This window comes from Bacillus sp. S3, from assembly GCF_005154805.1.
In the GTDB taxonomy this organism is placed as follows: domain Bacteria; phylum Bacillota; class Bacilli; order Bacillales; family Cytobacillaceae; genus Neobacillus.
Genome location: NZ_CP039727.1, coordinates 1102238 through 1129083, shown reverse-complemented (window position 1 = coordinate 1129083; position 26846 = coordinate 1102238). Strand labels below are relative to the sequence as shown.

Sequence of the window (26846 nt, the reverse complement as noted above, 5' to 3'; positions counted from 1 at the left end):
GGCAAGATAAGTCTTGCCTTTTTTTAAAAAAATTATCGTTCAATTTCCTGCTTCACTTTATCGGAGAACCCGAACATCCAGGTTAAAATGAACGCAACCGCAATCGCAACTATATTGACAAGGATGTACAACAGGATCTGTCCGTTTAAATAGAGCAGGGTCCCAGGAATAACCGTAACTGCCATCCCAGTTGCTTTAAGGCCAAAAATCGATGCTAAAAATCCGCCGGCAGCGCCGCCAATTAATGCCATAATGAATGGTTTGCCGTAGCGTAAGTTCACCCCAAAAATTGCCGGTTCGGTAATACCTAAAAATGCTGAAAAGGCTGAAGGCAGCGCAAGTGCTTTTAACTTCTTTGACTTTGTCTTTAAGCCAACTGCAAGTGCTGCACCGCCTTGAGCAGCCACCGCACAGGTAACAATGGCATTGTATGGGTTATTGTGGAATTGGGATAATAGCTGAATTTCCAGCATGTTGAAAATATGGTGAACACCAGTAATAACAATGACCTGGTTAAGTCCGCCAATTAAGATACCACTGATACCAAATGGCCATGAAAGGACAGTCGTTGCTACATCTAAAATATTTTGCTCCACAATATGAAAAACTGGTCCAATCACTAACAAGGAGAGTGTAATCATAAGTAAAAGCGTCAGAAATGGTGTAACAATTAAGTCTAATGCTTCCGGCACACGTTTTCTTATGAGTCTTTCAAGTTTTGCACCAATAATCCCCGCAATAAAAGCTGGCAAGACGGAACCTTGGTACCCAACGACAGGAATAAAGTCTAGAAAATAAAGCGGCTTCACGTCACCGCCAGCCACCCCCCAGGCATTTGGCAAGGCAGGTGAGACAAGCATTAAGCCTAAGACCAAACCAATGATTGGCGTTCCGCCGAACACTCTAAACGTTGACCAGGCAACAAGGGCTGGCAGGAATATAAAAGCCGTATCTGTTAATACTTGTGTAAAAAGAATAAAGTTTTGCGAAATATCTTCCGGCTTCATCCCAAATAACGCCAAAACTTGTTCCTGCATCACTAAACCGCGAAGTCCCATAAATAATCCCGTTGCAACCAAGACTGGAATAATTGGAACAAATACATCTCCAAATGTACGAATGGCTCTTTGGAACCTTGAGCCGCTTTTGACTGCTTCTTTTTTCTGGTCAGAGGCTGATAAAGTATCAAGGCCAAGGTGGGTAACCTCTTCATAAATTTTATTTACTGTTCCAGTTCCAAAAATGATTTGGTATTGGCCAGAGTTAAAAAAAGCACCCTTCACTTTATTTATGTTTTCAACCTTTACTTGGTTGATTTTTTCTTTATCATTTACCATTATTCGAAGCCGGGTCGCGCAGTGGGCAACCGATTGAATGTTGTCTTTACCCCCGACAGCTTCGATGACTTCTTCTGCTATTATTTTGTTTTCAGACATTTTATTCACCTCAAATAATTTAGTTTGTGTATATGGAATCGATTACACATTAATAAAAAAAATAAGAGCAGTGGCCTTCATATTTTGGAACCAACGAAGAAATATATTCATCTGTTTTTGTGGAATCGATTCCACAAAAGTAAAAAAATAAAGTGTAACCTAGGAAATATCACATGAAATCGATTACACATTTATTATATACTCTCACGTTCAATAAGTCTATGATTTATTGTCTTAATTATTTCATGGGAATGTTCTCCATTAATTTTTTTCAGGATTAATGCAGCTGCTTCACGTCCGGCCTCTTCAATGGAAAAATCAATCGTTGTTAAGGAGGGGCTGATAAACTTGGATAATTCTGAAGCCCCCATGCCTGCAATCGCTAAATCGGCTGGGATTGTTAAACCAGTTTCTTTTGCGTACTGCATCGCACCGATCGCGAGCCTGTCTGTTACAGCTAAAACAGCTGTTGGCAAAATAGTGGAAGTATCCATAATAGACTTCATACATTCGAACCCTGATTCTACATTAAAAACCCCTTTTTGAACCCAATTCTCCTCAACTACTAAGCGATTTTCCTTCATTGCATCTTCATAGCCCTTTTTCCGTAAATACCCTACAGCTCTATCCTTCTCGTCAACTCCGATGAAAGCAATGCGATGATGCCCTTTTTGTATGAAGTAATTCACTAGATCTTTTGTTGCTTGATAATCATCAAAAATGACATTTGCCAGGCCGGTCATATACTGTCCTACCGTGACAAAAGGGATTTTTAATTGAAAAATTTCCTCCAAAAGCGGGGAGTTAACATTCGTTGCTGACAAAATAATTCCATCAGCATGCCGGCTTTTCAATAGCCGTAAATATTCAATTTCCTTATCTGGTTCAAGGTTTGTATTTGTTAAGAGAATTTGATATCCTTCTTTGGCAAGAATTTCATCCATTCCCTTCACAAGTCGGCTAGATGTTTCTGTACTGATTTTAGGCAGGACCACGCCAATGACCTTTGTCTTTTTTGTACGCAGCGATTTTGCATTTTCACTCGGAACATAACCCGTTTCCTCAATTACCTTTAATACTCTTTTTTTTGCTTCTTCACTTACATAACCGGAACTATTCAATACCCTTGAAACGGTTGTCCGGGAAACTTTCGCCCTTTCGGCAATCTCATTAATCGTTACCATGAATAGTTCCTCCTGCATCCCTTACTGGTCTACAATTATTTTACACAAGTGTTGGAAAAATGAAAGGTTTTTTAGCACAGGTTAAAATAGTTTTTCATAACAGAAATACGTCCCATGCCCGGCAGGTTTTGACTTAAAGTTTACTTCCCCCGTCTTTTTGTAACCTCTTTTTTCATAAAAGCCTAATGATCCTTTGTTTCCGGAATAAGCATCGAGCCGTATTCCATCATACCCCTGTTCCTTAGCCATATTTTCGGCAAATTGGAGCATGTCCCCCCCATATCCTTTTCCTTGAACAGATGGATGTGTGCAAAAGGAATGAAGGATCAAATAGGTACCTGCCTTATTCGTCCAGTTGACCTCGTCCCATTCATCAATCTGCCATTCGTTTAGTACCATTGCTCCGAGTATTGTCGTTTCATTATGTAAAATAAACAGTTCCTTTTCGTTAATCGTATGTGCAAAATACTCTTTATTCGGATACTCATCATCCCATTGATAGATTTCCTGTTGCTGCAGTGCCTCTTTACAATCTTGGAAAAGCTGATCAACCCTTATTAAATCTGCCGCGGTTGCCAATGAAATTTGTTCTTCTCCCATATCTCTTTCCCCTTTATATATTATTGCCAGGTGCTACTACCTCTACTTTAATTCGATCCGGATCTTCAAAATAAACAGCATAGTGTGATCCTCCTCCGGCATATGGATGTTTATCCTGATATAGAATTGTTATCCCTTTTTCCCGTAATTGTTCTGTCAGTTGATCGACCTGTTCTATGGATCGTGCATGGAAGGCCAAATGATTTAAACCGACTCTTGACCGATGGTAAGGAATATCGAGAAATCGTTCTTCCGCCTGTACAAATACGATATACGTTTCGCCGCATTTCCAGCTGGTACCCGACTCCCACTTCTGATATGGCTCGTAGCCTAATTCCGTTAAAAACCAGTTCCAAAATTCGCCCGATTTCGTTAAATCAGATACATAGATTTCAAGATGGTGCAGCATACCGGTTTCCCCTTTTCTCACGACCTTCTATCCTGATTGTAACATTTTACCGTTATCAGGTAATCAAAAAAAAACACAAGTGGTAGGGATCACCCAGCTTGTGGCGGAGTTGCATTTATGAAAAGATTTTTTCTATAATCGTTTTTGGCTTTTTCCGTATTTTTTCAATAATGGTTTGAAAACCGTACATCAGAATCGATTTGCCCAAAAATAATATTCCCATCTGATAATGCTTCATTCTGAACAAAGAAACAATCCCCATCTTTCTGAGAATGACCATTCCTGGGTGAACAAACAAATAGTCAATAACCGAGTTTAGTATTAGGAAACGGAAAAAATTTCCAAAGGTAAATTTTAATATCCATATGGAGCCGATGAAAAATGGCCCAACGATAAAAGGAATTTCACCCATAAAGTTTGGAATTAGTTTCTCATAAAATCGCCACCACCCCCGTTTTTTTGCCAACAAACTCTCAACTGTAACCCAGATACACACAAATAGTGCACCCGGATAAAACCGCCGGAACGATTTTTTCCCTAACATGGGTAAGGACAGCCAGGGGACTATGATCAAAGCAATCAAGAACATTTTATTATACTTCATCTATCAGCCATTCCTTTTTTTCTTTTAGTATGCCCAAGAAGAAAAATAATATTAATTTACCTATTATTTTTTGAAAAGTAAGTTAATTTAGCATAAAATGTAATAGATTGTAATGACATTGCGATGGGGGAAATTCTAATGACAACAATTCAAGGTATTGGACAAATTGGAGTGCCTGTGAAGAATATTGAAAGAGCTGTAACATTTTATAAGGAGGTATTGGCGCTTCCACTGCTGTTTCATACTGAAACAATGGCATTTTTTGAATGCAATGGGCTCCGACTTCTTCTGAGTTTGCCGGAGAAGGAACAATTTGCGCATCCAAGTTCGGTGATATATTTTCAGGTCGATGATATTAAAGCCGCTTACCAGGATTTTATTGAAAAAGGGATTTCTTTTATTGGTGAACCGCATGTCGTTGCAAAAATCGGACAAACCGAGACTTGGATGGCGTTTTTCAAAGACCCTGAAGACAATATTCATGCGTTAATGAGTGAAGTACATACTTAAAGATGAAAGGGATACCGTTTTAGAGCGGTATCCTTTATTTTTCCAAAATAGTGTCATTGACTGGTGATTTCTTTTATATTAATATATTAGTTTGCAAGTAATATATTTTAACGTGGTTCGAGAACCTCCCACGTAAAAAAACTAAGGAGAAATGAATATGGAGAAAACAACTAACACATTGGCACAGCCAATTGGGGCCAATTCTGCTGGAACTGTCCGTGCAGGCAAAGTGCAGGGAATTGTCACGGGTGGGATTATTGCTGCATTGTACATTGCAGTTTCGGCCTTGATCCAGCCATTTGGATTTACTCAAGTCCAATTCCGTGTATCGGAGATGTTCAATCACCTCATTGTTTTTAACAAAAAGTACATTTATGGAATCGTTCTTGGTGTATTTTTAACGAATTTGTTCTTTTCACCAATGAAAGCCTATGACCTGATTTTCGGTGTCGGTCAATCAGTGATTGCCTTGTTAATCACGATTGCATGCGCACGTTTTATCAAAGGGTTGTGGGCGAGGATGATTGTCAATACTCTTGTATTCACGTTCACGATGTTCTTGATTGCCCTTGAACTCCACTTGGCGTTTGATCTGCCATTCATGTTCACGTGGCTGACAACAGCAGTTGGTGAATTTGTCGTGATGGCCATTGGTATGCCAGTTATGTACATGATTAATAAACGTGTTCGTTTTGATAAAATGATTTAAAAAGGAAAGCGGAAGGCGCCTGTCTATCGGCGTATGGCCTGGAACTCTCCAACTGAGATAAAGGAAACACGAAGAGCCAGCGGCGCATTCGTGCTTGACTTATCGTAGGACGGAGAGCGAAGGACTCTAGCCGGTGGTGCCTGGAGCTGGACAATAAATAGAAAGAGCTGCTGCTTGTGTTAAATAAAGCAACAGCTCTTTTTGCTTTTCTAGTTCACCATTCTATTGATTTTTTGAATTTCGTCTCCGTTGATACGATTGCGAAAATCTCCGCCAATTCTAACCGCTGAGCCAAAATGGTATTCAGCAGCTTGGAGTTGTCCGTGAATGGATTGGATGTTTTCAGTAGATAAACCTGATCCCGGCATGATGGCTGGATAGTTTGCGGATTTTTTCGATTCCTCTATCATCTTTTTTAATGAATCAAGGCCTTCTTTTGCTGTCGGTTTAGCTCCTGAGGTAAGAATTCGGTCAACATGGTAAGGAGATTGGCAAAGGGATTGATAAGTAACAATAGGATTCGTTTCATCAATCGCGCGATGGAACGTTACCGATAAACCTTTTGCTTCTTCTACCACCATGGCAAGCATGTCAAAATCAATTGATTGCTTCTCAGTTAAGGCACCAAAGACTATTCCCGCGGCACCCAATTGCTTCACCGCTTGAATATCCTGGCGAATCGCTCCCCATTCATCCTTACGGTACATAAACGAAAAGCTATGGGGCCGAACCATGACCATCACAGGAATTTTCACGCTTTGGACAACTGTTTTTATGATTCCGTAACTGGGCGTCAGCCCGCCTTCTGTCATGGCGGAAACTAGTTCAAGACGGTCTGCACCATAGGCTTCCGCCGTTTTGGCATCTTCATCATTTAAGACAATAATTTCTACTTTGCTCATTTTAAAACCTCTCTTACTTAGAAAAATATTTATTATACGATTCCGTTTCCGACTTTACTTTGCAGCCATTGTTCTCAAACACTCTTAGCATTTTCTTATTTGCGATATCCGTACTCCCAATGTAGAAAGTAGCTCCCATTTCCTTTAAAGCCCATAATGATTGAAGATGCAGATCATTGCTGAGGCGTTTTCCCCTCATTTCCGGCAATAGGCCAAAATAAAACAATCTTCCCTCGTCTATTGTACCAGGCTCGATATGTGGGATGGAAATTCCCAGCGGAGTATCTTGCAAATAATATATACGGCAAGACTGCTCCCATCCCTTCCCTAACTCGCTCTCCAAAGACATCAGATATTCATCCATTGTTAAGGATGAAGCTTTATTGGCAGAACCTGTTATACACCTCGCCAATAGTTGTTTAAAATCCGTTTGTGAAAAACAATGGTCAGCTAAAGAAGACCAGTTAAACATTCTTTTCTGTTCATCCAGATTGGTTAAATCCCTATAAACCTCTACTCTTGAGGAAAAATGTTCAAACCCATTATTTAGGAATAGTTCCGTGAGGTATTCAAATTCCGCTGTCGACTTATCTAAAGACACTACTAATCTCTTCAATCCCCAATGGGAAAAAAATTCAAGTAAGCTTTGGAGATCCTCCTCTGAAATGACGCCGGCTGTTTTTTCTTTTTGCTCAATCATTATATAGGAAGGAAAGCCATTTAAGATTTTAAAGTTTTTCCCTATTAAACTTTCTACCCATAATAAGTCAGGCATATTTCCCACTACCTTTCCTCATACAGCTTACCATGAGTATGGTTTTAATAAAAATGAAGAAGATGAAACACTTACAAAGATTATTAGATCAATACTTTCGAATATTTAGATTACTATGTTAGGATTAATAGGTAATAAGATACCGCTACATTCGAAGGGAGAGAACAATATGCTGCATCGTCCATTAGAAAGTGAATATCCTGAGTATTATGTTTCTTATGTAAAACTTGTTTCAGAGGGTGATCTTTTAGAAATTTTAAAAGAAAATTTGGCGGAGATGACGAATCTTTTCGACAGAATTTCAGAGGAAAATGGAAAATTCCGTTATGCTTCCGGCAAATGGAGCGTAAAAGAGGTTCTTGGCCATATGACGGATACCGAGAGAATCATGAGCTACCGCCTGCTTCGCGTTGGACGCGGGGACCAGACCCCCTTAGCCGGTTTTAACGAAAACGATTATATTAACGGGTCTCAGTTTGACCAGATATCAAATAAAACGATCCTTGAAGACTTTACAGCAGTACGACATGCCACCATCACACTAATCCAAACCATGGCGGCTGAAGCATGGAACAGAACAGGCATTGCCAACGGCACAGAAATCACCACCCGCGCCATCGCCTACATCATCGCCGGCCACGCCATCCACCATACCAACATCATACGCGAAAGATACCTGCCAGGCCTGAAATAATACCGTGGCAGTAGTGCAAATGGTGCCTGACACCAATTTTATCATTGCGAACATGCGTTCTTTGTTTTATAATTAATTTATCGGTAATACTAGGATGTGGCTGCTTTTATTGATTTGTGCCAGCGAGATGCCTGTCTTCGGACTATCGATTAAAGCATGTAATTATTCTTAGGAGACGAGGAGCGATTATTTATGACAGTAAGATTGATTCCCTATTTAGTGATGGACGGTAATGCAAAGGAAGCGATTGAGTTTTATCAACGTGCATTGGATGCACAGGTTCTTTTTAGTCAAACTTTTGGCGAAATGCCGGAAAATCCGGAATTCCCTCTTCCAGCAGAAGCAAAAGACCGTGTAAGCCATGCGACAATTAAAGTGGGTGAGACAGAGTTAATGTTTTCTGATACGTTTCCAGGACAGCCGCATCAAATTGGTTCTCAAGTGACCATCTGTCTCACAACTGACGACGCTGAAAAGGCTCGTACATTTTTTAATGCCTTGCAAGATGGCGGTCATGTAGAAATGCCATTGCAAGAAACCTTCTTCAGCCCTGCCTATGGTTCTGTGATAGATAAATTCGGTGTTACCTTCCAAGTGTTCACAGAAGGCCGACACGAAGTTTAATTAGTAAATAGTAAATTTTATACGGCTCTGTCTTCAGCCTTTGAGACAGGGCCGATTTTCTTTTTGCAAGGTATATAGGAGACAGCAGCAAACCTACAATCTATAATTCGAAATAAATTTTAGAAATTCCAATTGCTTTGAATGATCATATTTCATGATGGCGTACGTGTTAGCTTCAGGCAATTGGATGGAGTGACATTCTACCTCTAGCAGTCTTCCTTCTAATAATTCTCTTCTGACAGTCGAGGTCGGCAAGAACGATACCCCAAGCCCCTCGACAATAAACCTTTTCGTGATATGAACCTGCGACACTTTCATCATTCGAACACTTGGATATTTATTTTTTACTATTCTGCAAAGAAGGTCCCAGTAACCGGGATGATTGTGGGTGATTACATAATTGGTTGTTAACACTTCTTCCTCATCTAATGGCGGTGCTGATTCCGAATCCCGCCCATCATGAGGTGCAACCAAGATGACCTTATCCGTTGATAAAAGCTCACAGACCAAATGGGGATGGCTGCTGTTTAAGCACGAAAGCCCGAGATCGACCTCTTCCTTTAGTACTGCCCGCTCAATATCAACGGATTCAATGATTTTGACTGAAATCTCTACTTCTGGATGCCGGTTGGTATAGCTTTTTAGAACGTATGGCAGGATGGTATCCGCAATTAGCGGTGAGATTCCAAGGATTAAATTTCTTGTATAGCCTTGACTGAAGGAATTCATATCCTCGAGACCATGTTGATAAACTTCAAGCAATCTCTTCGCGTGACCCAAATATCGTTTTCCCTCTTCTGTCAGTTTGATTTTTTTCCCTTCACGGTGGAACAATTCGATGCCCAGCCCTTTTTCCAGCTGTTTTATATGAACCGTTACTGAAGGCTGTGAAATATATAATAATTCAGCAGTTCTGCGAAAATTCCCACATTCTGCGGCAGTAACGAAGGTTTGAAGCCACTGAAATTCCATAATTTTCTCCTTATTAAAAATAGTAATCAATCACTTTAATAATATTCAATATTGTTAATTGTATTTATTTTATAAAATAATACTAATTAAGGAAAGGGGCGATTTTATGATTCAAAAAGGCTTGAAAGGGATTGTTGCTACGGAAACATCGATTAGTCATATAGATGGGGAAAATGGCGAGTTGTTTTATCGTGGATTTGGAATTCGTGATATTGCTGAAGGGTATTCTTTTGAAGAAGCGGCATATCTTCTCTGGTTTGGTTACTACCCCGATGCTTCACAGCTTGCATTGCTTAAAGAACAACTGAAAGCAAATCGCGAATTGCCTGTATGCGTAAAAGAAATAATTGACCGGCTCCCACTAAATATGGATTTAATGAGTGTAATTAGAACTGCTCTTTCGGCAGAAGGGGGAAATGGTGAATATGGCTGGAAACCTAAAGTCTCACAGGCTATCAGATTAACCGCCTTAGTTCCTACAGTTATCGGCTACCGAAAATGTCAATTAGATGGTAACAACTTCTGCCCTCCTCGGCATGATTTAGACCATGTCGAAAACTATTTGTTTATGCTTAATGGAAAGGTACCAATAGCCGCCCATATCGAAGCCCTTGAAGCATATATGATTCTTACACTTGAACATGGAATGAACGCTTCTACCTTTTCGGCTAGGGTTACAGCTTCATCTGAGTCAGATATGGTTTCGGCTATTACCTCTGCAGTCGGAACAATGAAAGGTCCGCTTCATGGCGGTGCCCCTTCAGGAGTCATTGAGCTGATGGATGAGATTGCTCTTGTTGGAGATGCTGAAGCGGTGATCAGAGAGAAGATTTTGCAGGGAGAGAAATTAATGGGGTTTGGACATCGGGTTTATAAAACCCATGACCCCCGGGCAATGGCTTTAAAGACAAAATTATTGAAGTTAGCAGGAGAGGATGAGTGGCTTGACCTAGCAATGACCGTTGAGGATACAGCCGTAAAAATATTAGCGGAACTTAAACCCGGTCGATCACTTTATACAAACGTAGAATTTTACGCAGCCGCCATCATGAAAGCAATCAATATGGACACAGAACTATTCACCCCTACCTTCACTGCCAGCAGAATAGTAGGCTGGACGGCCCATGTCCTAGAACAAGCAGAAAACAACACCATCTACCGCCCCCAAGCAAAATATATCGGAACCTTCAAATAAATTAATAGAGTATTCATGGTGTAAAGAGTGATAATGGTGTCAGGCACCATTACTAACCCCAACGCAGTGTTTTCGCGTTGGGGTAGTTTTTAGCCCATTTTTGTCCGGGTTGCGGCTGGCTGATATTTTCTCATTGGACCTTTTTCTAGTACTTCTTGAAGGTAGTAGCTCCCGTTCGGGTTTGTTTTCTTTAGAAGTTCCATTAGGTATGTAATATCATCAAGGGCTCTATGTGTTTGGTAATTGGTAATGTTATGAGCTTGCAGCAGGGTCAATAGTTTCCCGTTTGGAAAACCGTAATTTTTCCATGGGACCCCTCTCATCGTGCAATACCATTTTAAATCGTTAACTTCAGGGTACATGTGGAAGAGAAAGCTGCGGTCAAAGGATGCATTATGGGCAAATACGGCATCCGCACGATGGAAATAGGTCTTTATTTTTCCATCATAAAAGCTTTTCCCTCTAACTAGATCGTAAGGGATTCCATGTACTCGGTACGCTTGATCATAGTTGTTCCGTGCTGTGCTGGAAAGCGGCTCACGTAAAAAGGAGTCTTCCTCCACAATGTCAATAATTTCACCAGAGTCATCCCTATAAGTAAATAACTTTAATGCCAGTTCGATTACTTCATCTTTTGTTGGCCCTAATCCAGTTGTTTCTACGTCCAAAACCAAACCAAATTTTTCCGAGTTCCGCACAATCATCATTCCTTAATTCTATGTTTTCCCCTATTATAACAAAGCTTTTCTAATCATGACATCTCCAAAATGTCCCTAATTGGATCCTGACAGCTTTAGAAAATAATTTTTTAAAAATCCTTCTTTTTTTATCCTTATCGGCCCTATGTTATGATGTAGTTATCAAATTAAAAAGTTCATTTGCACTGGAGATGATTACTATGATTCAGTACCACGGGCTTCATCATGTTAGTCTAACTGTAACCGATTTAGAACAGGCCAAAAATTTTTATAGCAATATTCTATGTTTGAAAGAACTTCCCCGGCCTGCCTTTGATTTTGCAGGTGCTTGGTATGAAGTAGGAGGCCAGCAAATCCACCTTATTGTCCTCCCGACCTCTCAGACAATCCGTCAAGAAAAGTCCATTAGCAGCCGTGAAGGACATTTTGCGTTAAGAGTAAAATCTTACGATGAGACCCTTAGCTGGCTTAAACAAAATGGTGTAGCAGTTTTAGAAAAGCCCGAAAGTGCCAGCGGCTTTGCGCAGATCTTTTGTGCTGATCCTGATGGGAATCTAATTGAACTAAATGTAGACAAAAAAGATATATAAATCATTTATCAGACTATGCAGCTTCGCCGATTCCGGCGAGAAATGCCTTAAGAATGATTGTAAGGCTCTCATCCAAATCCAGGGCCATTTTAAAACCGCCCTTTTGTTCTAATGTGGAAAATCCATGTAAAATACTGCGTAATCCTCTAACGGCGTGAAGAGCAAGGTCTCCTTCCAAATGATAGGCCTGAAGGACCCGGATGGAAAGGTCGACAATTTTTGCTCCGGCTTGCTGAACATCTGCGTCCTCCTGGTAAGGAGCAAGCATCGTTGCCTCATACAATCCAGGGTGTTTACGGGCAAATTGGACATATGCTTTACTGATTGAAAGCACTGCTTCGGTGCCTGAAACCCCAATTGCGGCATCTGCCATAACTTCGTATAAGCGGTCGATTCCGTAAATGGCCAATTTCTTTCTCAACCCGGGAAGCCCGTCGAAATGGTTATATAATGAAGGGGGGCGAATCCCCAATTGCTTAGCCAGGTTCGCCAAAGTAACCTCATGCATTCCATGTTGATCGGCAATATCCCCTGCTGCCTCTACTATCGTGTGTAGATCAAGGCCTATTTTGGGTCTTGGTGACATACTCTTAACTCTCCCCTATCCTATTTTCCGTTCTAGATTTCCAATGGCTTGTTCCATCACTCTCACGGGATGCTCCACCATTTCCCCATGCCCCACTGCCAGAAGCTGAGGTTCATAGCTCACTAGCTTCTTTGCGCTGGCAAGCGCCGTCTTTTTACTCCATGTGCCAAATGACGGAAATGGAAACAGCGGTTTTAAATCACCTGCCACAGCGATTCCTCCTCTTGTTTGAAAGGCATCCCCCGCTATCAATGCCTTTGTTCGCAAATCCAAAAATGACATGGATCCCGGTGTGTGCCCCGGCGTTTCAATCGCGGTTAATGAACCAACAAGATCGCCTTCCTTCAATAATACATTGGCGCGCGTTTTTAATTTTTTCGGCACACCGCCTTTGATTGGTGTTTGCTCCTCATGGGTATCGAGGGAACGATCGTCATTCATTAATCTGTGATCACGGGTTGAAATATAAACTGGCACCTCCGGAAACACCACTTTTATTGAATCAAGTGCACCAACATGATCCTCGTGAGCATGTGTCAAAACAATTTTTGTAATTGGTTTTCCAATCGTTTCTGCAGCCTTCAGTATCCCCTTCGCACAAAAGCCTAAGGCGGCATCAATTAATGTTACTCCCTCCTCTTCCTCCACCAAGTAACAGTTGACAGGAAAAACATTCGCCATAAAAGTCACTTGGTATAAATAACCAGTTTTGATCACTCTCATTCTGACCCTCTCCCTTTAACTAATATCATTAGTTTTATTTTAACTAACAATATTAGTTAAATCAATATATATTTCCATTTTTTATAAAAAAGCTGTGTTAAACTTGGCTGTTGATTTCTGCTCCAGGCACTTCGCTTTCCGCGGGCGTGACGGGGAGCCTCCTCGTCGCTTCGCTCCTGCGGGGTCTCCCCTGCCCCTTACTCCCGCAGGAGTCTCTGTGCCTTCCGCTCCAATCAACAGTTTTAAAAAATCAACAATGGCCTTGGTTCTTACGCAAACATGGTGAAAGCATTTTTTACTGCTTTTCGGGTATAGCAATACTAATACTCAAAGGGCGGTGGTTACAATGGTCATTTCAAACTTCAATGAACTTTTCAAGTTCGACCAAAACGTTGAAGTCCTTTATACCATAATGGAACCGGATGCAATGTATGCCGTGTTAAAGATATGTTCAAAACATGCACAATGCCCAGAATGCAAACATGTATCGTCTCGACAGCACAGCCAATATGCTAGGAAAGTCGATGACCTTCCGGTCTCAGGTCATTCGGTTCATATAACCGTTCTATTGCACAAATGGTTTTGTGGTAACAAAGACTGTAAGGTTAAAGTATTCACCGAACGTTTGAACTGGTTAAGCCCTTCCGCCAGAAAAACAAACAGGCTGGAAAACCTGATTCGTCATGTGGGATTCACTAATAATTGCCTGGCCGCTGAAAAAATCTGCCGAAAAATGCGCATTTCGATAAGCCATGATGCCATTCTGTACCGGATTAAAAAGGAAGAACCGGTTCAGCCAAGGGAGTGTCCCTTTCGTGGGCATTGATGATTTTGCTTTTAAGAAAAGAAAACGGTATGGCACGATCTTCATAGACCTACAAACAGGTGATATCCTTGATTTTTTACCAAACCGAGACAAAGAGTCAGTAAGGAGCTGGCTCATCAAACATCCTGAAATTCAACTGATTACAAGAGATCGTGCCCATGCATATAAAAATGCGGCAGAGGAAGCGTCACCAAAAATCAAGCAAGTTGGTGATCGTTGGCATATCCTCCAGCATCTTTTTGACGCAGTTAAGAAGACGATTAAGTCTATTGTGCCGCCAAGATGGAAACCGACTGGTCAAGACTCAAATGTCCAACAATGCAGTTCATCACGCCCTTTACCAAAACGGCTCCAGCCTTTGGTGGAACACGAAGAAAACGTTTGGAAGAGAATTCAAAATGCCCGGCGCCTTCAGAAAGAAGGCAAGAGCATCACAGCGATCGCAAAGCAGCTAGGTATTTCCCGTAATACCGTTTATAAGGATTTAGCTACGACATCGAAACCGTCCCTTAAACGAACTTCTTTATATGACCGATATCTTCCCCTTATCCGTAACATGATCGCAGATGGATCAAAGGGTGATAAGATAGAGGCTGCGTGCAGGAAAGCAGGGTTTGGTGGACATCGCAACACACTAAATTACATGATTGCGGACGAACGCCGGGATATCCGAAATAAAAAGCCACAGACACTGAATCTTCAACAGGCAATCATCCGGATCCTTTGGGATAAGGACGTACAGAACCATAAGAAAGCATTTAAATCCTTGCATCCCAACCTTCTAAAAACGTTCCCATCGTTAATGGAAATTAGCGAATTCATTCAATCCTTTAGGAGCCTTTTTGAGGAAAAACATTCATCCGGCCTTAGAAAATGGCTGATTGAACATAAGCACTCACCATTTACTTATTTCCAAACCTTCCTTAATGGCATCAGAGGTGACATTAAGGCTGTTTATTACGCTATAACATTACCTTGGTCAAACGGGAAAACTGAAGGAACCATAAATAAGTTGAAAAATATCAAACGGATGATGTATGGACGTGCAGGTATAACGGTGTTGTTAAATCGCTTACGTTTCCAGGGTTAAAACTTGATTAATATAACATTTTTTTACCGAAGGTAACACTTTTACTTAGGGCTACAAACATTCACCAAAAAGACGTAAGAACCATGGCCTTTAACACAGCCTATAAATAAAGCTTTCCCACACCTTCATGTAACAAATTGTTCAAATCATTTTTACAGATATGTGAACTGTTGAACAAATTACCCTATTCTTGAGATAAATTTGATATATTAACAGTGTACTTAATATATAAAACTTAATTAACAAGGGGATGTTTCACATGGTAGTCAATTGGTTAAGAGAAAACAAAGTTGCCGCAGCACTTTTGACAGTTATTCGTTTATTTCTTGGTTATTCTTGGTTAACGGCTGGTTGGGGGAAGCTTTCAAGCGGAGCTTTTGACGCTTCTGGATATTTAAAAGCAGTCATTGCAAACCCGGTAAAAGGTCCAGATGGCAGTGTAGTTTATGGCTGGTATGTTGAATTTCTTAAAGGATTTGCCTTACCAAACGTTGATATTTTCAATACGATTGTCCCTCTTGGGGAATTTCTAATCGGATTAGGACTTATTCTTGGATGTTTAACTACAGCAGCAGCGTTTTTCGGTATTGTAATGAACTTTTCTTTCTTCTTAGCTGGTACAGTATCTCATATTCCAACAGACCTATTCATCGGAGCGATTATTCTTTTTGCAGGATTGAACGCTGGCCGCTTTGGTCTTGACCGCTGGGTAATCCCATTCATCCGCAGAGCTGCATTTAAAGGTGACAAAACGCTAAAACGAACTGCATAACAAATGAAAAGCGCCTTTTACTCTCCATGAGTATAAGGCGCTTTTTTTTATTGTGACTTCCCTATTTCTCAAGTTTTTTTATAGTTAAGGGAAAGAGGAATTGAATTTTCAGGCTCTTCCTGTATAATGATTCCCGAATGGAACAATAAGGATTAAGGTATTAAAGGAGGTAACTATGCAGAACAACGCTATTATTCAATTTATAGATGTAACAAAACAATATGACAACGACCCTCCCGTTCTGAATGACGTTAGTTTTGAAATTGAGCGGGGGAAATTTTATACACTGCTTGGTCCTTCAGGCTGTGGCAAGACGACGATCTTACGATTAATCGCCGGATTTACTGAGGCCTCCCAAGGAGAAATTCTTTTTAATGGTAAAAAAATTAATCATGTCCCTGCTAATAAACGGCAGGTCAATACCGTGTTTCAAGATTACGCCCTTTTTCCCCATTTAAATGTGTTTGAAAATGTGGCATTTGGATTGCGGATTAAAAAAATGAAGAATGCTGAAATAGAACGGAAGGTACAGGAAGCACTCAGCTTTGTGAACCTAAAGGGCTATGAAACGCGGGAAATCAGAGAAATGTCCGGTGGTCAGCGCCAGCGTGTAGCTATCGCGCGTGCCATTGTGAATGAGCCGGAAGTTATCCTTCTAGACGAACCATTATCCGCTTTAGATTTAAAACTACGGACGGAAATGCAATATGAGCTTCGTGAATTGCAGCGGCGACTTGGTATTACCTTTATCTTCGTTACACATGACCAAGAGGAAGCTTTGGCAATGTCTGATGAGATTTTTGTCATCAATAAAGGGAAAATTCAACAGAGCGGCACACCGACAGATATTTACGATGAACCGATCAACCGCTTTGTTGCTGACTTTATTGGGGAGTCCAATATTGTGAACGGCAGAATGATGGAAGATTACCGAGTAGAATTTGTCGGCAGGGAGTTCGAGTGTGTCGACCAAGGTCTGAACAAAAATGAGCCGGTTGAAGTGGTCATTCGCCCAGAGGATTTGGAAATTACGACATTGGATCGCGGCAAGCTTCAGGTCCGTGTTGATTCGCAATTATTCCGCGGTGTTCATTATGAGATTAGCTGTTATGATCACGACGGGAATGAATGGCTGGTCCATTCAACGAAAAAGGCTACTGTGGGCGATAAAATCGGGCTTTATTTTGATCCGGAAGCCATTCATGTTATGCGGCTCGGGGAGACGGAAGAAGAATTTGACCGGCGCTTAGAAGCCTATACGGATGTAGATGCCAATGGAAAATAAACACACACGCAATTTGTATATGCTTCCATACTTCCTTTGGATTGTTCTATTTGTCGTCGCACCCATTTTTCTTGTACTTTACTATTCCTTCTTTGATATCGAGGGACATGCAACACTTGCGAATTATCAGAAGTTTTTCACACCGGTGTATTTAAAGATGACTCTAAGCTCGTTTTGGTATGCCTTTTTAATTACTGCTTTTTCGTTGTTGATTGCTTATCCTACAGCCTATTTATTAACAAAAACGAGGCATAAACAACTATGGCTTTTATTAATCATTGTTCCGTCCTGGATTAATTTATTGTTAAAAGCCTATGCCTTCCTTGGTATTTTTGGTACTTATGGGGCTGCGAACAGCTTTTTAAAAATGATTGGAATTGGGGCACAGCAAATCTTATTTACTGATTTTAGCTTTGTGTTTGTGTCGGTATATATTTTTATCCCCTTTATGATTTTACCGATCTTTAATTCATTGAATGAATTAAATCCGACTTTGTTGGATGCGGCCAACGACTTAGGGGCTTCGAAATGGACCACCTTTCGCCGCGTTATCTTTCCATTAACGATTGACGGAGTGAAATCAGGCTGTCAGGTGGTCTTTATCCCGGCACTTTCCTTGTTCATGCTGACAAGATTAATTGCCGGAAACCGTGTCATCACCTTGGGAACCGCGATTGAGCAGCAATTCCTTGTAACCCGGGACTGGGGAATGGGATCGACCATTGCCGTCTTTTTAATTATTATCATGGTTTTCATTATGATTGTAACGAATACCAGAAAGCGAGGTGTCTAACGTGGAGAATAAAATTACACCCTTATCAAAGGTATTTTTATTGGTGATCTTTTTTATCCTGTATGCACCCATTTTCTTTCTTGTCATCTTCTCCTTCAACAGTGGAGAAACGATGTACGCTTTTAAAGGCTTTTCACTCGATTGGTACAGAGAACTTTTTCAGGATACCCGGCTCCTGATCATCGTTCTGAATACGGTGGTTGTTGCTTTATTATCGGCACTCATATCTACCATTATAGGTGTCCTTGGGGCTCTGGCCATTCATCAGGCGAAAAAAAGACAAACCAAGAATTCACTGCTTTCGCTAAACAACGTACTCATCGTCAGCCCTGATGTCATCATTGGCGCTTCGTTTTTAATTTTGTTCACAATGGCTGGAGTCAAACTTGGCTTCTACTCGGTGCTATTATCCCATATCGCTTTTAGCATTCCAATTGTTGTCTTAATGGTACTGCCAAAATTAATGGAGATGAGTCCGACGTTAATCGATGCGGCCAGGGATCTTGGTGCAAGCCGGTGGAATGTACTGACAAAGGTGATTATTCCTTTTATCAACCCAGGAATATTTGCGGGATTTTTTATGGCGTTAACCTATTCATTCGATGATTTCGCGGTTACTTTTTTTGTCACGGGCAATGGTTTTTCCACGCTATCGGTTGAAATTTATTCCTTAGCACGCCGCGGAATTTCCTTGAATATTAACGCGTTATCAGCACTCTTATTCCTATTTACAATGCTGCTTGTGGTGATTTATTACTTTATTACACAGCGTAACAAAGTTAATGGAATGGGGGCTCGAAAGCAATGAACAAGCTAGTTCGTTTTTTTCTCGTAATCGCCCTTGCATCGGCAGTCCTATTACTTGCAATATCCAGTTTAAATACGTCCCAAGGTTATTCAGGCGGCAACACGCTGACGATTTTTAACTGGGGAGATTACATTGATGAAGATCTTATCAAGCAGTTTGAAAAGGAAACAGGTATCAAAGTGATCTATGAAACCTTTGATTCCAATGAAGCAATGCTGACAAAGATTGAACAAGGAGGTACGACTTATGACATTGCCGTGCCTTCTGAATATATGATCGATAAAATGCGGCATGAGAATTTGCTGATCCCTTTGGATCACGCCAAACTGCCAAACTTAAAATACATTGACAAACGGTTTATGGATCTTCCATTTGATCCGGAAAATAAGTATTCCATTCCCTATTTCTGGGGAACCGTGGGCATTGTCTATAATCCGAAAATGCTCCATGGTAAAAAAATTACCAGTTGGAATGACCTTTGGGACCCAGAATTAAAAAATGAAATTCTCTTAATTGATGGTGCACGCGAAGTAATGGGAATGGGATTGAATAGTTTAGGCTATTCACTTAATGACACCAATAAACAGCATCTAATCGAGGCAAAAGAAAAGCTCGACACCCTAACCCCAAACGTTAAGGCCATCGTTGGCGATGAAATCAAGATGCTGCTCGCCAATGAAGAAGCTTCTGTCGGCCTGGTTTGGTCTGGCGACGCTTCGGAGATTATGTCAGAAAATGAAGAGTTGGATTATGTAGTGCCAAAGGAAGGTTCTAACCTTTGGTTTGATAATATGGTGATTCCAAAAACAGCAAAAAATGTTGAGGCGGCCCATACATTTATTAATTTCATGCTTGACCCGGAGGTGGCCGCCAAGAACACTGACTATGTTGGCTATTCCACACCGAATAAGCAGGCACTGAAATTTATGCCTAAAGAGGTTGTTAAGGATGAGCGCTTTTATCCATCCCCAGAGCTGACAGAGAAACTGGAAGTATACGAAAACCTTGGTAAAAGGAACTTAGCCTACTACAATGAACTATTTTTGCAATTTAAAATGCACCGTAAATAAGGAATTAGAGCTCTTGCAGGGTTTCCTCTGAAGTTTACTAACATGAAAAAGCACCGCCAATTTGGTTTGCCAAATGGCGGTGCTTTTTGCATTGCCAAGAAATCAAGACATATTCATAAAAAATATCATTCATGTATTTCAAATTATTGTTAAAACTAAACGAAAGATAATTGTTGACGCTTTCATTTATCAAGCGTATACTTTAAACATAAGTTCATTATATAAACATATGTTTAAAGAGAGGGGTGGGCATGTGGCTGATAGGGATTTTGAAAAATTGACCGAAAAGGAAAAGACGATATTCGATTTGATTCGTAAAAATCCATATATTTCACAACAAGAGCTTGCTGAAATCTTAGGATTATCCCGGCCATCGGTTGCCAATATTATTTCCGGCTTAACGAGAAAAGGCCATATTATTGGCAGAGCCTACGTTTTAAATGAGTCTCAACAGGTTATTTGTATAGGAGGGGCCAATATCGATCGAAAATTCCATGTAAAAACAAAGGCCCAGTTTGGTACTTCCAATCCGATTCAATCCACTCAAAGTGTGGGTGGAGTTGCTCGCAACATTGCCGAAAATCTTGGGCGTCTAGGTACAGATGTAACACTTTTGACAACCAGCGGTGCAGACAGTGATTGGTCGTTTATTTCGGAATCATCGATACTTTATATGAACCTTGACCATGTGACTCAAATCCCAGGAATGTCGACTGGCTCTTACACCGCCGTCCTCGACACCGATGGAGAGTTAATCATAGCACTTGCTGATATGGAAGTATATGAGGAAATCACACCTGACCTGCTCCGAAAGCAGGATTTGTTACTGAGTCGTGCAAAATGTATCGTGGCCGATCTTAATTGTCCAAAGGAAACATTGCAATTTTTATCTCATTTTGCCCAAAATCATGAGCGGCCAATCGTTCTAATCCCAGTTTCATCACCAAAAATGAACCGTTTGCCTGACAACTTAGAAGGGATCACATGGTTAATTACGAACCGCGATGAGTCTGAAATGTATTTTAACTGCGAAATAAACTCTGAGGAATCTTGGAGACACGCACTGGAAAAGTGGCTTTCACTTGGCATTGAAAACGTGGTTATAACCAATGGAAAAAAAGGCGCCATGATTGGAAATAACGAAGAAGGTATATTCTATATTCCTTCGATTGAAACAAAAGAAATCGTCGACGTTACCGGAGCGGGTGATGCCTTTTCGTCTGCAGTTATCTATTCCTGGCTTGAGGGAAAGAGTTTACCTGAGATCGCCAAAGCTGGTGCGGTTAATGCCTCAAAGACGTTGCAATCTAACTATACTGTCCGCCAAGATTTATCACCAGTACAACTTCAAAAAGACATGGAGGAATTATCATGAAAGAGTACATTACATTATCCGAAGAAGTACGCGCTGCTAAAGAACAAGGAAAACCGGTTGTTGCTTTAGAATCAACGATTATTTCTCACGGCATGCCATATCCGCAAAATGTGAAAACAGCTCGTGAGGTAGAACAAATTATACGTGATAACGGTGCGGTCCCAGCAACAATTGCCATTTTAGATGGAAAAATAAAAATCGGTTTATCAGATGAAGAACTAGAAATGTTCGGAAAGAGTTCTGATGTTGCTAAAGCGTCACGCCGTGATTTAGCCTATTTACTGGCAACAAAGAAAAAAGGGGCCACAACTGTTGCGGCAACAATGATTTGTGCAGAATTGGCCGACATTCATATCTTTGTTACCGGCGGAATCGGCGGTGCTCACCGCGGTGCCGAAACATCAATGGACATTTCAGCTGACCTTGAAGAATTAGCACAAACAAATGTAGCGGTTATTTGCGCCGGAGCAAAATCAATTTTAGATTTAGGCTTAACTATGGAATACCTTGAAACAAAGGGGGTGCCGGTAATGGGCTATCAAACAGATGTCCTTCCTGCCTTCTATACTAGAACAAGTGAGTTCCCTGTCAATTTCCGCGCTGATGATGTGGAAACAGTAGCCGCTACCTTAAAAGCAAAATGGGACTTAAAACTTAAGGGTGGAGCAGTTATTGCTAATCCCATTCCAGAAGAATATGCGATGGATGAAAAGACAATTACCGATGTAATCGAAACGGCATTGAAGGAGGCAGAGGAACAACATATTTCCGGCAAAAATGTTACACCATTCCTATTAGGAAAAGTCAAAGAACTAACAGGCGGAAAAAGCCTGGATTCCAACATAGCACTTGTTAAAAATAACGCGGTCGTTGGGGCAAAAATTGCCGTACACTTTGAATCATTAAAATAATAGAAAAGTGGAAGCGCCTTGGTCAGCGGCGTTTGACCTAGAGAAAAAAAGGATGAATCATTCGGGTTTGATGTATGACCCTTTTGATTCATCCTTTTTTTTAAAAGCTATTATCTTCTTTAAGGCTTTCTTTGTTTGCGTACCAATTGGTTAATTGGGTGAGGATGGCAAAGACAAAAAAGAAATTCATCGCCCAGACGTTAATAAACGGGGCCATCCCGCCAAATTCTATTGTCGCGAACCCCTTTAGCTTCATGACAATCATCGACTCGATAAAAATCAAAATAAACCCTACAACACCCGCAATCGCCGCTCTGAACACTTCCTTCTCCCCCTTGATTAATACTGATCTAATTTTAAATTAACCTACATAAACGTTATCTATATTGTAATTTTGACAATTTCGTGAACATAGTCCCTACCTCTATTATATGGCAAAATTCATTAAACACAACTCCTAACTTACTAATAAAGAAAAGGGTGTCAGGCACCATGTGAAATTTTCACATGGTGCCTGACACCCTTATTAACTCGTCAATAGTCAGTATAGTGTTTTTTATGCCGAGTTTTTCTGCGAGCTGGGTGATGCCCGGTGGTTCGACTTTGGCTTTGTTTAGGGTTTCTCTCTGTGAGAATACGTATCTTGTGTCTCCATCTAGGAGGACTTTCCCTTCGTTAAAGACAATTGTCCGTTCAAAATTTTCTGCGACAAAGTCCATGTCATGAATAATGGTCATGACCAATTTATTTTTTTCCTTCAAGGCTTGGATGATTTGCCGGATCTGTTCCTTACCATAATGATCCTGTGCAATTGTCGGTTCGTCAAAGATAATGATGTCCGTATCCATTGCCACAACAGAGGCAATGCAAAGCAGCTTCTTTTCCGATAAACTCAAATCATGGGGATTCATCTCCCGTTTATCTTCGAGCTCGACCATTTTCAGGGCTTTAATCGCTTGCTTCTCCGCCGTATGTTTCCCCATCTTAATATTCAGCGGGCCAAACATCACTTCTTCTAAGACCGTTCGTTTAAAGATTTGGTCATTTGGATTTTGAAATACGAGACCAATTGTCCTTGCTGTCTCTGCAGCGGTCTTCAAGTTTGCATCGAAACCATGTATCATTATTTCCCCTTTATCTGGTTTTAAAAGGCCTTTCAGCAGTTTCACAAACGTCGTCTTTCCGGCACCATTTTGACCAATAATTGCCGTCGAACGCTGGTCGAACTCTAAATTTAGTCCGGAAAGAACCCGTGGACCGTCCTTTTTATAGGAAAACGAAAGATCTGTTACCTTAATCATCCCATCCGCCCCCTTAATGCCATTTCCGCATCCTCCAAGGTTACAGGATAAAAATCCGAGGCAGCCTTCTTCACACCCAAAGCTTTACAAACTCTCGTATACACAGGTGCGGTTACCCCTTGTTCCTCAAGGTCCTGTCTAGAAAAAACTTTCTCAGGAGAATCGAAATCCACTAATTTTCCGTCATTTAGCAGTATAACTCGATTGCAATACCGGGCAATCTTCTCCATTTTATGTTCAGCTAGAATGACAGTTATCCCCTGTCCGCTTAAGTTTCGAATTGCGCTAAAAACTTCCTCAGAGCCTGCCGGGTCCAGCTGGGAGGTCGGTTCATCCAAAACAAGGATGTCCGGTTTCATTGCAATTATACTGGCGATAGCCAACCGCTGCATTTGCCCGCCAGATAAATCAAAGGGATTATGCTCCTTCACCTGTTCAATGTTTAACAAGGCAAGCACCTCATCAATCCGGTTCATTATTTCGGAACGAGGTAACCCCATATTCTCAAGCCCGAAGGCAATTTCCTCATATACCGTCATTCTCGAACCCGTCACCTGGGTAAATGGATTTTGAAACACCATTCCCACCTTTAAGGCAATGTCAGCAATGGCATGATTTTTCACTTCCAGACCGTCTACAACAAGCTTACCCCCATACGCTCCTTTATAAAAATGAGGGACCAATCCAACAAGAGCTTGGCACAAAGTCGATTTACCCGCTGAGTTTTTTCCAATAATACCGATAAATTCTCCTTCATCCACTTGAAACGAAAGATTATCAAGGGCAAGTGTGTTGGATAATGGATATTTATATTTGAGACCTTCCACAACAATTTTTTTCATGCAAAAATCCTCCAAGCAACAGCAGTAACGGCTAGCAGCAGCATACATGACTGGATCAGCCTGCTATGGGTGTAGGTTTTTTCCTCGTGTAAATAGGTTTTCGGGGCTTTGGAATTAAAGCCCCTCACTTCTAGTGCCATCGCCCGTTCTTTCGTATTTATTAGCGAGCCAAGGATAACTGGTCCTAATAATGGCACGAAAGCCTTGATTCGGACAAACAGACTCCCCTCCGTCTCCATGCCCCTCGCCCGCTGCGCATCCATAATTGTACCCATGCTTGACATCATTTCCGGAATAATTTGAAAAACAGAAACGATCACATAGCCGATTCTTGGTGACATACCTTTACGAACAAGCATCTCAACTAAATCGGATGGTTTTGTCGTCAGAACTAAGATCATAAAGGAACTGACAATATTCATCACCCGGAGAGTAATGGTCAAGGCATATAGCAATCCTTCTTTATACATGACAGCCGGACCTATTTCAAAAAGAACGGTCTCATTTTCAGGTTTAAACAGGCCTTGAATAATGACGACCGTAATTAGCACGAAAAAAACAAAACTAAACACGGAAACTGTTTTTCGAATCACCTTCCCAACACACAATAATGCAAGGCTGATTCCCAAGCATATAAAAGAAATAGTAAACGATGAAAGAATAATCGGAATGAATAAGGCAAAAAGAATATATACAAGTTTTGTCATGGGATCGATATCATGAATGAACGATTTCCGATCCACATACAAGCTAATTGATTTCAAAAAGCCTCACCAGCTTTCTTTTTAACAAAGAGACTTAATCTAGGGTCTCGATTTTTTCACTATTGTTATATAATTGGACGACATTCCGCGGTAATCCTTTGAAAATACCAAAACTGATTAATACGACTAATAATTTATCCGGTACATCGACTACAAGTTCATCAAGCAGGGATGCCAGCCACGTAGAATCGGTTTTTGCTAGAATAAAAGCAAATAAAGCGTCCCCCCATACATTTCCGGTTTGTCCGCCCCAGAAGCCAATATTTAACGGTGTCGATACAACCGTCGCTACAAGGCCAATGATTAACCCGGCAACAATGGCTTTCCCCCAGCTGGAAATATAGCCTTTGTAAAAAAGGATTCCGACCGCTAAACCGATCGCTACACTAGTAATAGCATAAACAAACGAAATCGGATCAGTAAAACCGTAAATAATATTATTAATTGCACCGGCTAAGGCACCGACAATCGGGCCTCCCAGCATGGCAGCCAAGACAGTTCCGATAGAGTCTAACCACAGCGGCAGCTTCAACAATTGTGCTAGTAATTTACCAATATAGTTGACACCCACCGCAACCGGAATTAATACAAGGGCAGCAGTTGATAACCGGAACGACCACATGCTTTGCTTCTTCATTGATAAAACCCCCTTTGCATTTTTAAAACTAGAATCATAGGAAACAATCGCTTCGAGCGCCCTGAGAATTTCTAGCTCTTCCCTACGCTTGCTATTGTTTTTCGCATCAATGTAATCATTGATTCCTCCCTCCAAATCCCCCTCTTTAATATGGATGCGGTCTTTAGGCCGTGTAGACCATCAATACAAATAGGGCGGCTGTTTCCAAGTCTGAGGTGAGAATTCCTTTCTCTGACCAGTACTTGTCGATTTCTTGTTCTTTATCAGTATAAAATCTGTCATGACATCTGACAATACCTATGTAGTGTTTAGCCCCGTTCTTTTTTTCTGCCTTCCATACATGAAAGAGCAGCTCTGTATCTGGAATCGCTGGAAATGCCTTGTTTATATGGGAATATGCTGCTCCGGTTGCAGGGTATTTTCCATTTTCAATAGCTCTTTTTGAGAATTATTTGTAGTTTGAATGCTAAGAGTTTAGTTGCTTAATATGTATGATTTTTATTAACTTCTCTTCGTATTATAAAGGTTGGGATTTCTTGATGGGGCGGTACTGTTTAGCATCTATTTGATGGTTCATTTTTGGGATAAAACAGAAGGAAAATTTTACTACTATATATTACAATATTATCAAAATAAACAGAATTGGTCATTTATTTTAAGCATTCAGCTCCATTACACGGGAAAAAATTTCAATAAGACACAAATAAGCCCCCTCAGAAGAGAAGGGCTTTCCCAGAGGTGCTCCAACTTGATTAACGTTGACCCGGTTGATATGTGCCATGTCCATGGTGGTAGCCATGACCCGGATAATAGCCGCTGTGGCCATGATGGTAGCCGTGGCCTGGATAATAACCGCCATGTCCGTGGTGATAGCCGTGACCTGGATAATAGCCGCCATGCCCGTGGTGATAGCCAACCGGTGCAGGGTAATAACCACCATGTCCGTGGTGATAGCCGTGACCTGGATAATAGGTACCGTGGCCATGCTGATAACCTTGACCCGGGTTTCCGGCATAACCTCCCATTTGTCGTTCCATTCATAATTCCCCCTTTCTTACTAGTTGCTAAACAGTGTATGTCTACATCTACAGAAAGGAATAGATTTTCGCCCATTAAGCAGGGGGACAATAAAGGAGGGGGCCACATTTTTTACCATTACAG

The 26846-nt window shown here is 41.0% G+C and carries 32 protein-coding genes and 1 riboswitch; of the genes, 15 read left to right on the top strand and 17 right to left on the bottom strand.

Annotation, left to right across the window (positions count from 1 at the left end):
* Positions 1–32: 32 nt before the first annotated feature.
* The 5 genes from FAY30_RS05300 to FAY30_RS05280 form a co-directional block, all read right to left on the bottom strand.
* Positions 33–1436: a sucrose-specific PTS transporter subunit IIBC gene (locus FAY30_RS05300; RefSeq protein WP_149868901.1), complete on the bottom strand. Its 1404-nt coding sequence runs from the start codon at positions 1434–1436 to the stop codon at positions 33–35.
* A gap of 194 nt (positions 1437–1630) precedes the next feature.
* Positions 1631–2620, bottom strand: a complete 990-nt coding sequence (locus tag FAY30_RS05295) for a LacI family DNA-binding transcriptional regulator (RefSeq protein WP_149868900.1) — start codon at positions 2618–2620, stop codon at positions 1631–1633.
* An 81-nt stretch (positions 2621–2701) separates the two neighbouring features.
* Complete coding sequence (locus FAY30_RS05290) at positions 2702–3220, bottom strand: GNAT family N-acetyltransferase (protein ID WP_149868899.1); 519 nt, start codon at positions 3218–3220, stop codon at positions 2702–2704.
* A gap of 13 nt (positions 3221–3233) precedes the next feature.
* Entirely contained in the window at positions 3234–3629 is a 396-nt protein-coding gene (locus tag FAY30_RS05285; protein ID WP_149868898.1) for a VOC family protein, read from the bottom strand.
* Positions 3630–3744: 115 nt separating this feature from the next.
* Positions 3745–4233 carry a hypothetical protein gene (locus FAY30_RS05280; protein WP_190284825.1) on the bottom strand — a complete coding sequence of 163 codons (489 nt, stop codon included), beginning with the start codon at positions 4231–4233 and terminating at the stop codon, positions 3745–3747.
* A 138-nt stretch (positions 4234–4371) separates the two neighbouring features.
* On the opposite strand from FAY30_RS05280, the gene FAY30_RS05275 reads away from it, so the two are divergent.
* Together FAY30_RS05275 and FAY30_RS05270 are read left to right on the top strand one after the other, a co-directional pair.
* Positions 4372–4743 (top strand): VOC family protein, encoded by a 372-nt coding sequence (locus FAY30_RS05275; RefSeq protein WP_149868896.1) that lies wholly within the window; start codon positions 4372–4374, stop codon positions 4741–4743.
* A gap of 106 nt (positions 4744–4849) precedes the next feature.
* Positions 4850–4894, top strand: a riboswitch (PreQ1 riboswitch).
* 6 nt (positions 4895–4900) lie between these two features.
* The gene (locus tag FAY30_RS05270; RefSeq protein ID WP_223820904.1) at positions 4901–5452 is read left to right on the top strand and encodes a QueT transporter family protein; all 552 of its coding nucleotides are present in this window, start codon (positions 4901–4903) and stop codon (positions 5450–5452) included.
* 209 nt (positions 5453–5661) lie between these two features.
* Here FAY30_RS05270 and FAY30_RS05265 read toward each other — a convergent pair whose 3' ends face one another.
* Together FAY30_RS05265 and FAY30_RS05260 are read right to left on the bottom strand one after the other, a co-directional pair.
* Entirely contained in the window at positions 5662–6354 is a 693-nt protein-coding gene (locus FAY30_RS05265) for a copper homeostasis protein CutC (protein ID WP_149868895.1), read from the bottom strand.
* Positions 6355–6367: 13 nt separating this feature from the next.
* Entirely contained in the window at positions 6368–7138 is a 771-nt protein-coding gene (locus tag FAY30_RS05260; protein ID WP_190284824.1) for a GNAT family N-acetyltransferase, read from the bottom strand.
* A 160-nt stretch (positions 7139–7298) separates the two neighbouring features.
* Between FAY30_RS05260 and FAY30_RS05255 the strand changes: the two genes are divergently transcribed.
* Positions 7299–7823, top strand: coding sequence for a DinB family protein (locus FAY30_RS05255; protein WP_149868893.1), 525 nt, complete (start codon positions 7299–7301; stop codon positions 7821–7823).
* Between the two features lie 192 nt (positions 7824–8015).
* A complete protein-coding gene (locus FAY30_RS05250) occupies positions 8016–8447 on the top strand; it encodes a VOC family protein (RefSeq protein ID WP_149868892.1) in 432 nt (143 codons plus the stop codon).
* Positions 8448–8540: 93 nt separating this feature from the next.
* On the opposite strand, the gene FAY30_RS05245 is transcribed toward FAY30_RS05250, so the two are convergent.
* The gene (locus FAY30_RS05245) at positions 8541–9419 is read right to left on the bottom strand and encodes a LysR family transcriptional regulator (protein ID WP_149868891.1); all 879 of its coding nucleotides are present in this window, start codon (positions 9417–9419) and stop codon (positions 8541–8543) included.
* 106 nt (positions 9420–9525) lie between these two features.
* Here FAY30_RS05245 and FAY30_RS05240 point away from each other — a divergent pair, with 106 nt between their 5' ends.
* Positions 9526–10614: a citrate synthase/methylcitrate synthase gene (locus FAY30_RS05240; RefSeq protein ID WP_149868890.1), complete on the top strand. Its 1089-nt coding sequence runs from the start codon at positions 9526–9528 to the stop codon at positions 10612–10614.
* Positions 10615–10703: 89 nt separating this feature from the next.
* Here the strand turns inward: FAY30_RS05240 and FAY30_RS05235 are convergent, their stop codons facing one another.
* Positions 10704–11318: an exonuclease domain-containing protein gene (locus tag FAY30_RS05235; protein ID WP_223820903.1), complete on the bottom strand. Its 615-nt coding sequence runs from the start codon at positions 11316–11318 to the stop codon at positions 10704–10706.
* A 194-nt stretch (positions 11319–11512) separates the two neighbouring features.
* On the opposite strand from FAY30_RS05235, the gene FAY30_RS05230 reads away from it, so the two are divergent.
* Positions 11513–11902, top strand: a complete 390-nt coding sequence (locus tag FAY30_RS05230) for a VOC family protein (protein WP_149868888.1) — start codon at positions 11513–11515, stop codon at positions 11900–11902.
* A 13-nt stretch (positions 11903–11915) separates the two neighbouring features.
* Here FAY30_RS05230 and FAY30_RS05225 read toward each other — a convergent pair whose 3' ends face one another.
* Both FAY30_RS05225 and FAY30_RS05220 read right to left on the bottom strand, forming a co-directional pair.
* Positions 11916–12488 (bottom strand): TetR/AcrR family transcriptional regulator, encoded by a 573-nt coding sequence (locus FAY30_RS05225; RefSeq protein WP_149868887.1) that lies wholly within the window; start codon positions 12486–12488, stop codon positions 11916–11918.
* A gap of 15 nt (positions 12489–12503) precedes the next feature.
* Complete coding sequence (locus FAY30_RS05220) at positions 12504–13211, bottom strand: MBL fold metallo-hydrolase (protein ID WP_149868886.1); 708 nt, start codon at positions 13209–13211, stop codon at positions 12504–12506.
* Between the two features lie 346 nt (positions 13212–13557).
* Here FAY30_RS05220 and FAY30_RS27090 point away from each other — a divergent pair, with 346 nt between their 5' ends.
* From FAY30_RS27090 to FAY30_RS05180, 9 genes are all read left to right on the top strand, one after another.
* Positions 13558–14037: a transposase family protein gene (locus FAY30_RS27090; protein WP_149872165.1), complete on the top strand. Its 480-nt coding sequence runs from the start codon at positions 13558–13560 to the stop codon at positions 14035–14037.
* Positions 14027–15127 (top strand): ISL3 family transposase, encoded by a 1101-nt coding sequence (locus FAY30_RS05215; protein ID WP_190284749.1) that lies wholly within the window; start codon positions 14027–14029, stop codon positions 15125–15127. Before FAY30_RS27090 ends, FAY30_RS05215 begins: the two co-directional genes overlap by 11 nt.
* A gap of 259 nt (positions 15128–15386) precedes the next feature.
* The gene (locus FAY30_RS05210; protein ID WP_149868884.1) at positions 15387–15899 is read left to right on the top strand and encodes a DoxX family protein; all 513 of its coding nucleotides are present in this window, start codon (positions 15387–15389) and stop codon (positions 15897–15899) included.
* A 175-nt stretch (positions 15900–16074) separates the two neighbouring features.
* Positions 16075–17184, top strand: a complete 1110-nt coding sequence (locus FAY30_RS05205; protein ID WP_149868883.1) for an ABC transporter ATP-binding protein — start codon at positions 16075–16077, stop codon at positions 17182–17184.
* Positions 17174–17977, top strand: coding sequence for an ABC transporter permease (locus tag FAY30_RS05200; protein ID WP_149868882.1), 804 nt, complete (start codon positions 17174–17176; stop codon positions 17975–17977). Before FAY30_RS05205 ends, FAY30_RS05200 begins: the two co-directional genes overlap by 11 nt.
* Before the next feature lies 1 nt (position 17978).
* Entirely contained in the window at positions 17979–18785 is an 807-nt protein-coding gene (locus FAY30_RS05195; RefSeq protein WP_149868881.1) for an ABC transporter permease, read from the top strand.
* A complete protein-coding gene (locus FAY30_RS05190; RefSeq protein ID WP_149868880.1) occupies positions 18782–19855 on the top strand; it encodes an ABC transporter substrate-binding protein in 1074 nt (357 codons plus the stop codon). The genes FAY30_RS05195 and FAY30_RS05190 overlap by 4 nt, the downstream gene beginning before the upstream one ends.
* Before the next feature lie 229 nt (positions 19856–20084).
* Entirely contained in the window at positions 20085–21230 is a 1146-nt protein-coding gene (locus FAY30_RS05185; protein ID WP_149872606.1) for a PfkB family carbohydrate kinase, read from the top strand.
* The gene (locus FAY30_RS05180) at positions 21227–22141 is read left to right on the top strand and encodes a pseudouridine-5'-phosphate glycosidase (RefSeq protein ID WP_149868879.1); all 915 of its coding nucleotides are present in this window, start codon (positions 21227–21229) and stop codon (positions 22139–22141) included. Before FAY30_RS05185 ends, FAY30_RS05180 begins: the two co-directional genes overlap by 4 nt.
* A 100-nt stretch (positions 22142–22241) precedes the next feature.
* Here FAY30_RS05180 and FAY30_RS05175 read toward each other — a convergent pair whose 3' ends face one another.
* The 6 genes from FAY30_RS05175 to FAY30_RS05150 form a co-directional block, all read right to left on the bottom strand.
* Entirely contained in the window at positions 22242–22463 is a 222-nt protein-coding gene (locus FAY30_RS05175; protein WP_149868878.1) for a hypothetical protein, read from the bottom strand.
* A gap of 181 nt (positions 22464–22644) precedes the next feature.
* Positions 22645–23442, bottom strand: a complete 798-nt coding sequence (locus FAY30_RS05170) for an energy-coupling factor ABC transporter ATP-binding protein (protein ID WP_149868877.1) — start codon at positions 23440–23442, stop codon at positions 22645–22647.
* Positions 23439–24284 carry an energy-coupling factor ABC transporter ATP-binding protein gene (locus FAY30_RS05165; RefSeq protein WP_149868876.1) on the bottom strand — a complete coding sequence of 282 codons (846 nt, stop codon included), beginning with the start codon at positions 24282–24284 and terminating at the stop codon, positions 23439–23441. The genes FAY30_RS05170 and FAY30_RS05165 overlap by 4 nt, the downstream gene beginning before the upstream one ends.
* The gene (locus FAY30_RS05160) at positions 24281–25048 is read right to left on the bottom strand and encodes an energy-coupling factor transporter transmembrane component T family protein (RefSeq protein ID WP_149868875.1); all 768 of its coding nucleotides are present in this window, start codon (positions 25046–25048) and stop codon (positions 24281–24283) included. The genes FAY30_RS05165 and FAY30_RS05160 overlap by 4 nt, the downstream gene beginning before the upstream one ends.
* Before the next feature lie 34 nt (positions 25049–25082).
* Positions 25083–25685: an ECF transporter S component gene (locus FAY30_RS05155; RefSeq protein ID WP_149868874.1), complete on the bottom strand. Its 603-nt coding sequence runs from the start codon at positions 25683–25685 to the stop codon at positions 25083–25085.
* Positions 25686–26437: 752 nt separating this feature from the next.
* On the bottom strand, positions 26438–26722 hold the full coding sequence (locus FAY30_RS05150) for a hypothetical protein (RefSeq protein WP_149868873.1): 285 nt from the start codon (positions 26720–26722) through the stop codon (positions 26438–26440).
* Positions 26723–26846 lie beyond the last annotated feature (124 nt).

Bases quoted from the DNA above. Each gene is read 5' to 3' on its own strand.
- FAY30_RS05255 (WP_149868893.1), top strand. From the start codon at position 7,299: ATGCTGCATCGTCCATTAGAAAGTGAATATCCTGAGTATTATGTTTCT.
- FAY30_RS05210 (WP_149868884.1), top strand. From the start codon at position 15,387: ATGGTAGTCAATTGGTTAAGAGAAAACAAAGTTGCCGCAGCACTTTTG.
- FAY30_RS05170 (WP_149868877.1), bottom strand. From the start codon at position 23,442: ATGATTAAGGTAACAGATCTTTCGTTTTCCTATAAAAAGGACGGTCCA.
- FAY30_RS05280 (WP_190284825.1), bottom strand. From the start codon at position 4,233: ATGAAGTATAATAAAATGTTCTTGATTGCTTTGATCATAGTCCCCTGG.
- FAY30_RS05190 (WP_149868880.1), top strand. From the start codon at position 18,782: ATGAACAAGCTAGTTCGTTTTTTTCTCGTAATCGCCCTTGCATCGGCA.
- FAY30_RS05275 (WP_149868896.1), top strand. From the start codon at position 4,372: ATGACAACAATTCAAGGTATTGGACAAATTGGAGTGCCTGTGAAGAAT.
- FAY30_RS05295 (WP_149868900.1), bottom strand. From the start codon at position 2,620: ATGGTAACGATTAATGAGATTGCCGAAAGGGCGAAAGTTTCCCGGACA.
- FAY30_RS27090 (WP_149872165.1), top strand. From the start codon at position 13,558: ATGGTCATTTCAAACTTCAATGAACTTTTCAAGTTCGACCAAAACGTT.
- FAY30_RS05165 (WP_149868876.1), bottom strand. From the start codon at position 24,284: ATGAAAAAAATTGTTGTGGAAGGTCTCAAATATAAATATCCATTATCC.
- FAY30_RS05200 (WP_149868882.1), top strand. From the start codon at position 17,174: ATGGAAAATAAACACACACGCAATTTGTATATGCTTCCATACTTCCTT.
- FAY30_RS05300 (WP_149868901.1), bottom strand. From the start codon at position 1,436: ATGTCTGAAAACAAAATAATAGCAGAAGAAGTCATCGAAGCTGTCGGG.
- FAY30_RS05245 (WP_149868891.1), bottom strand. From the start codon at position 9,419: ATGGAATTTCAGTGGCTTCAAACCTTCGTTACTGCCGCAGAATGTGGG.
- FAY30_RS05185 (WP_149872606.1), top strand. From the start codon at position 20,085: ATGTTTAAAGAGAGGGGTGGGCATGTGGCTGATAGGGATTTTGAAAAA.
- FAY30_RS05220 (WP_149868886.1), bottom strand. From the start codon at position 13,211: ATGAGAGTGATCAAAACTGGTTATTTATACCAAGTGACTTTTATGGCG.
- FAY30_RS05230 (WP_149868888.1), top strand. From the start codon at position 11,513: ATGATTCAGTACCACGGGCTTCATCATGTTAGTCTAACTGTAACCGAT.
- FAY30_RS05285 (WP_149868898.1), bottom strand. From the start codon at position 3,629: ATGCTGCACCATCTTGAAATCTATGTATCTGATTTAACGAAATCGGGC.
- FAY30_RS05225 (WP_149868887.1), bottom strand. From the start codon at position 12,488: ATGTCACCAAGACCCAAAATAGGCCTTGATCTACACACGATAGTAGAG.
- FAY30_RS05235 (WP_223820903.1), bottom strand. From the start codon at position 11,318: ATGATTGTGCGGAACTCGGAAAAATTTGGTTTGGTTTTGGACGTAGAA.
- FAY30_RS05270 (WP_223820904.1), top strand. From the start codon at position 4,901: ATGGAGAAAACAACTAACACATTGGCACAGCCAATTGGGGCCAATTCT.
- FAY30_RS05150 (WP_149868873.1), bottom strand. From the start codon at position 26,722: ATGGAACGACAAATGGGAGGTTATGCCGGAAACCCGGGTCAAGGTTAT.
- FAY30_RS05290 (WP_149868899.1), bottom strand. From the start codon at position 3,220: ATGGGAGAAGAACAAATTTCATTGGCAACCGCGGCAGATTTAATAAGG.
- FAY30_RS05155 (WP_149868874.1), bottom strand. From the start codon at position 25,685: ATGAAGAAGCAAAGCATGTGGTCGTTCCGGTTATCAACTGCTGCCCTT.
- FAY30_RS05265 (WP_149868895.1), bottom strand. From the start codon at position 6,354: ATGAGCAAAGTAGAAATTATTGTCTTAAATGATGAAGATGCCAAAACG.
- FAY30_RS05240 (WP_149868890.1), top strand. From the start codon at position 9,526: ATGATTCAAAAAGGCTTGAAAGGGATTGTTGCTACGGAAACATCGATT.
- FAY30_RS05205 (WP_149868883.1), top strand. From the start codon at position 16,075: ATGCAGAACAACGCTATTATTCAATTTATAGATGTAACAAAACAATAT.
- FAY30_RS05180 (WP_149868879.1), top strand. From the start codon at position 21,227: ATGAAAGAGTACATTACATTATCCGAAGAAGTACGCGCTGCTAAAGAA.
- FAY30_RS05250 (WP_149868892.1), top strand. From the start codon at position 8,016: ATGACAGTAAGATTGATTCCCTATTTAGTGATGGACGGTAATGCAAAG.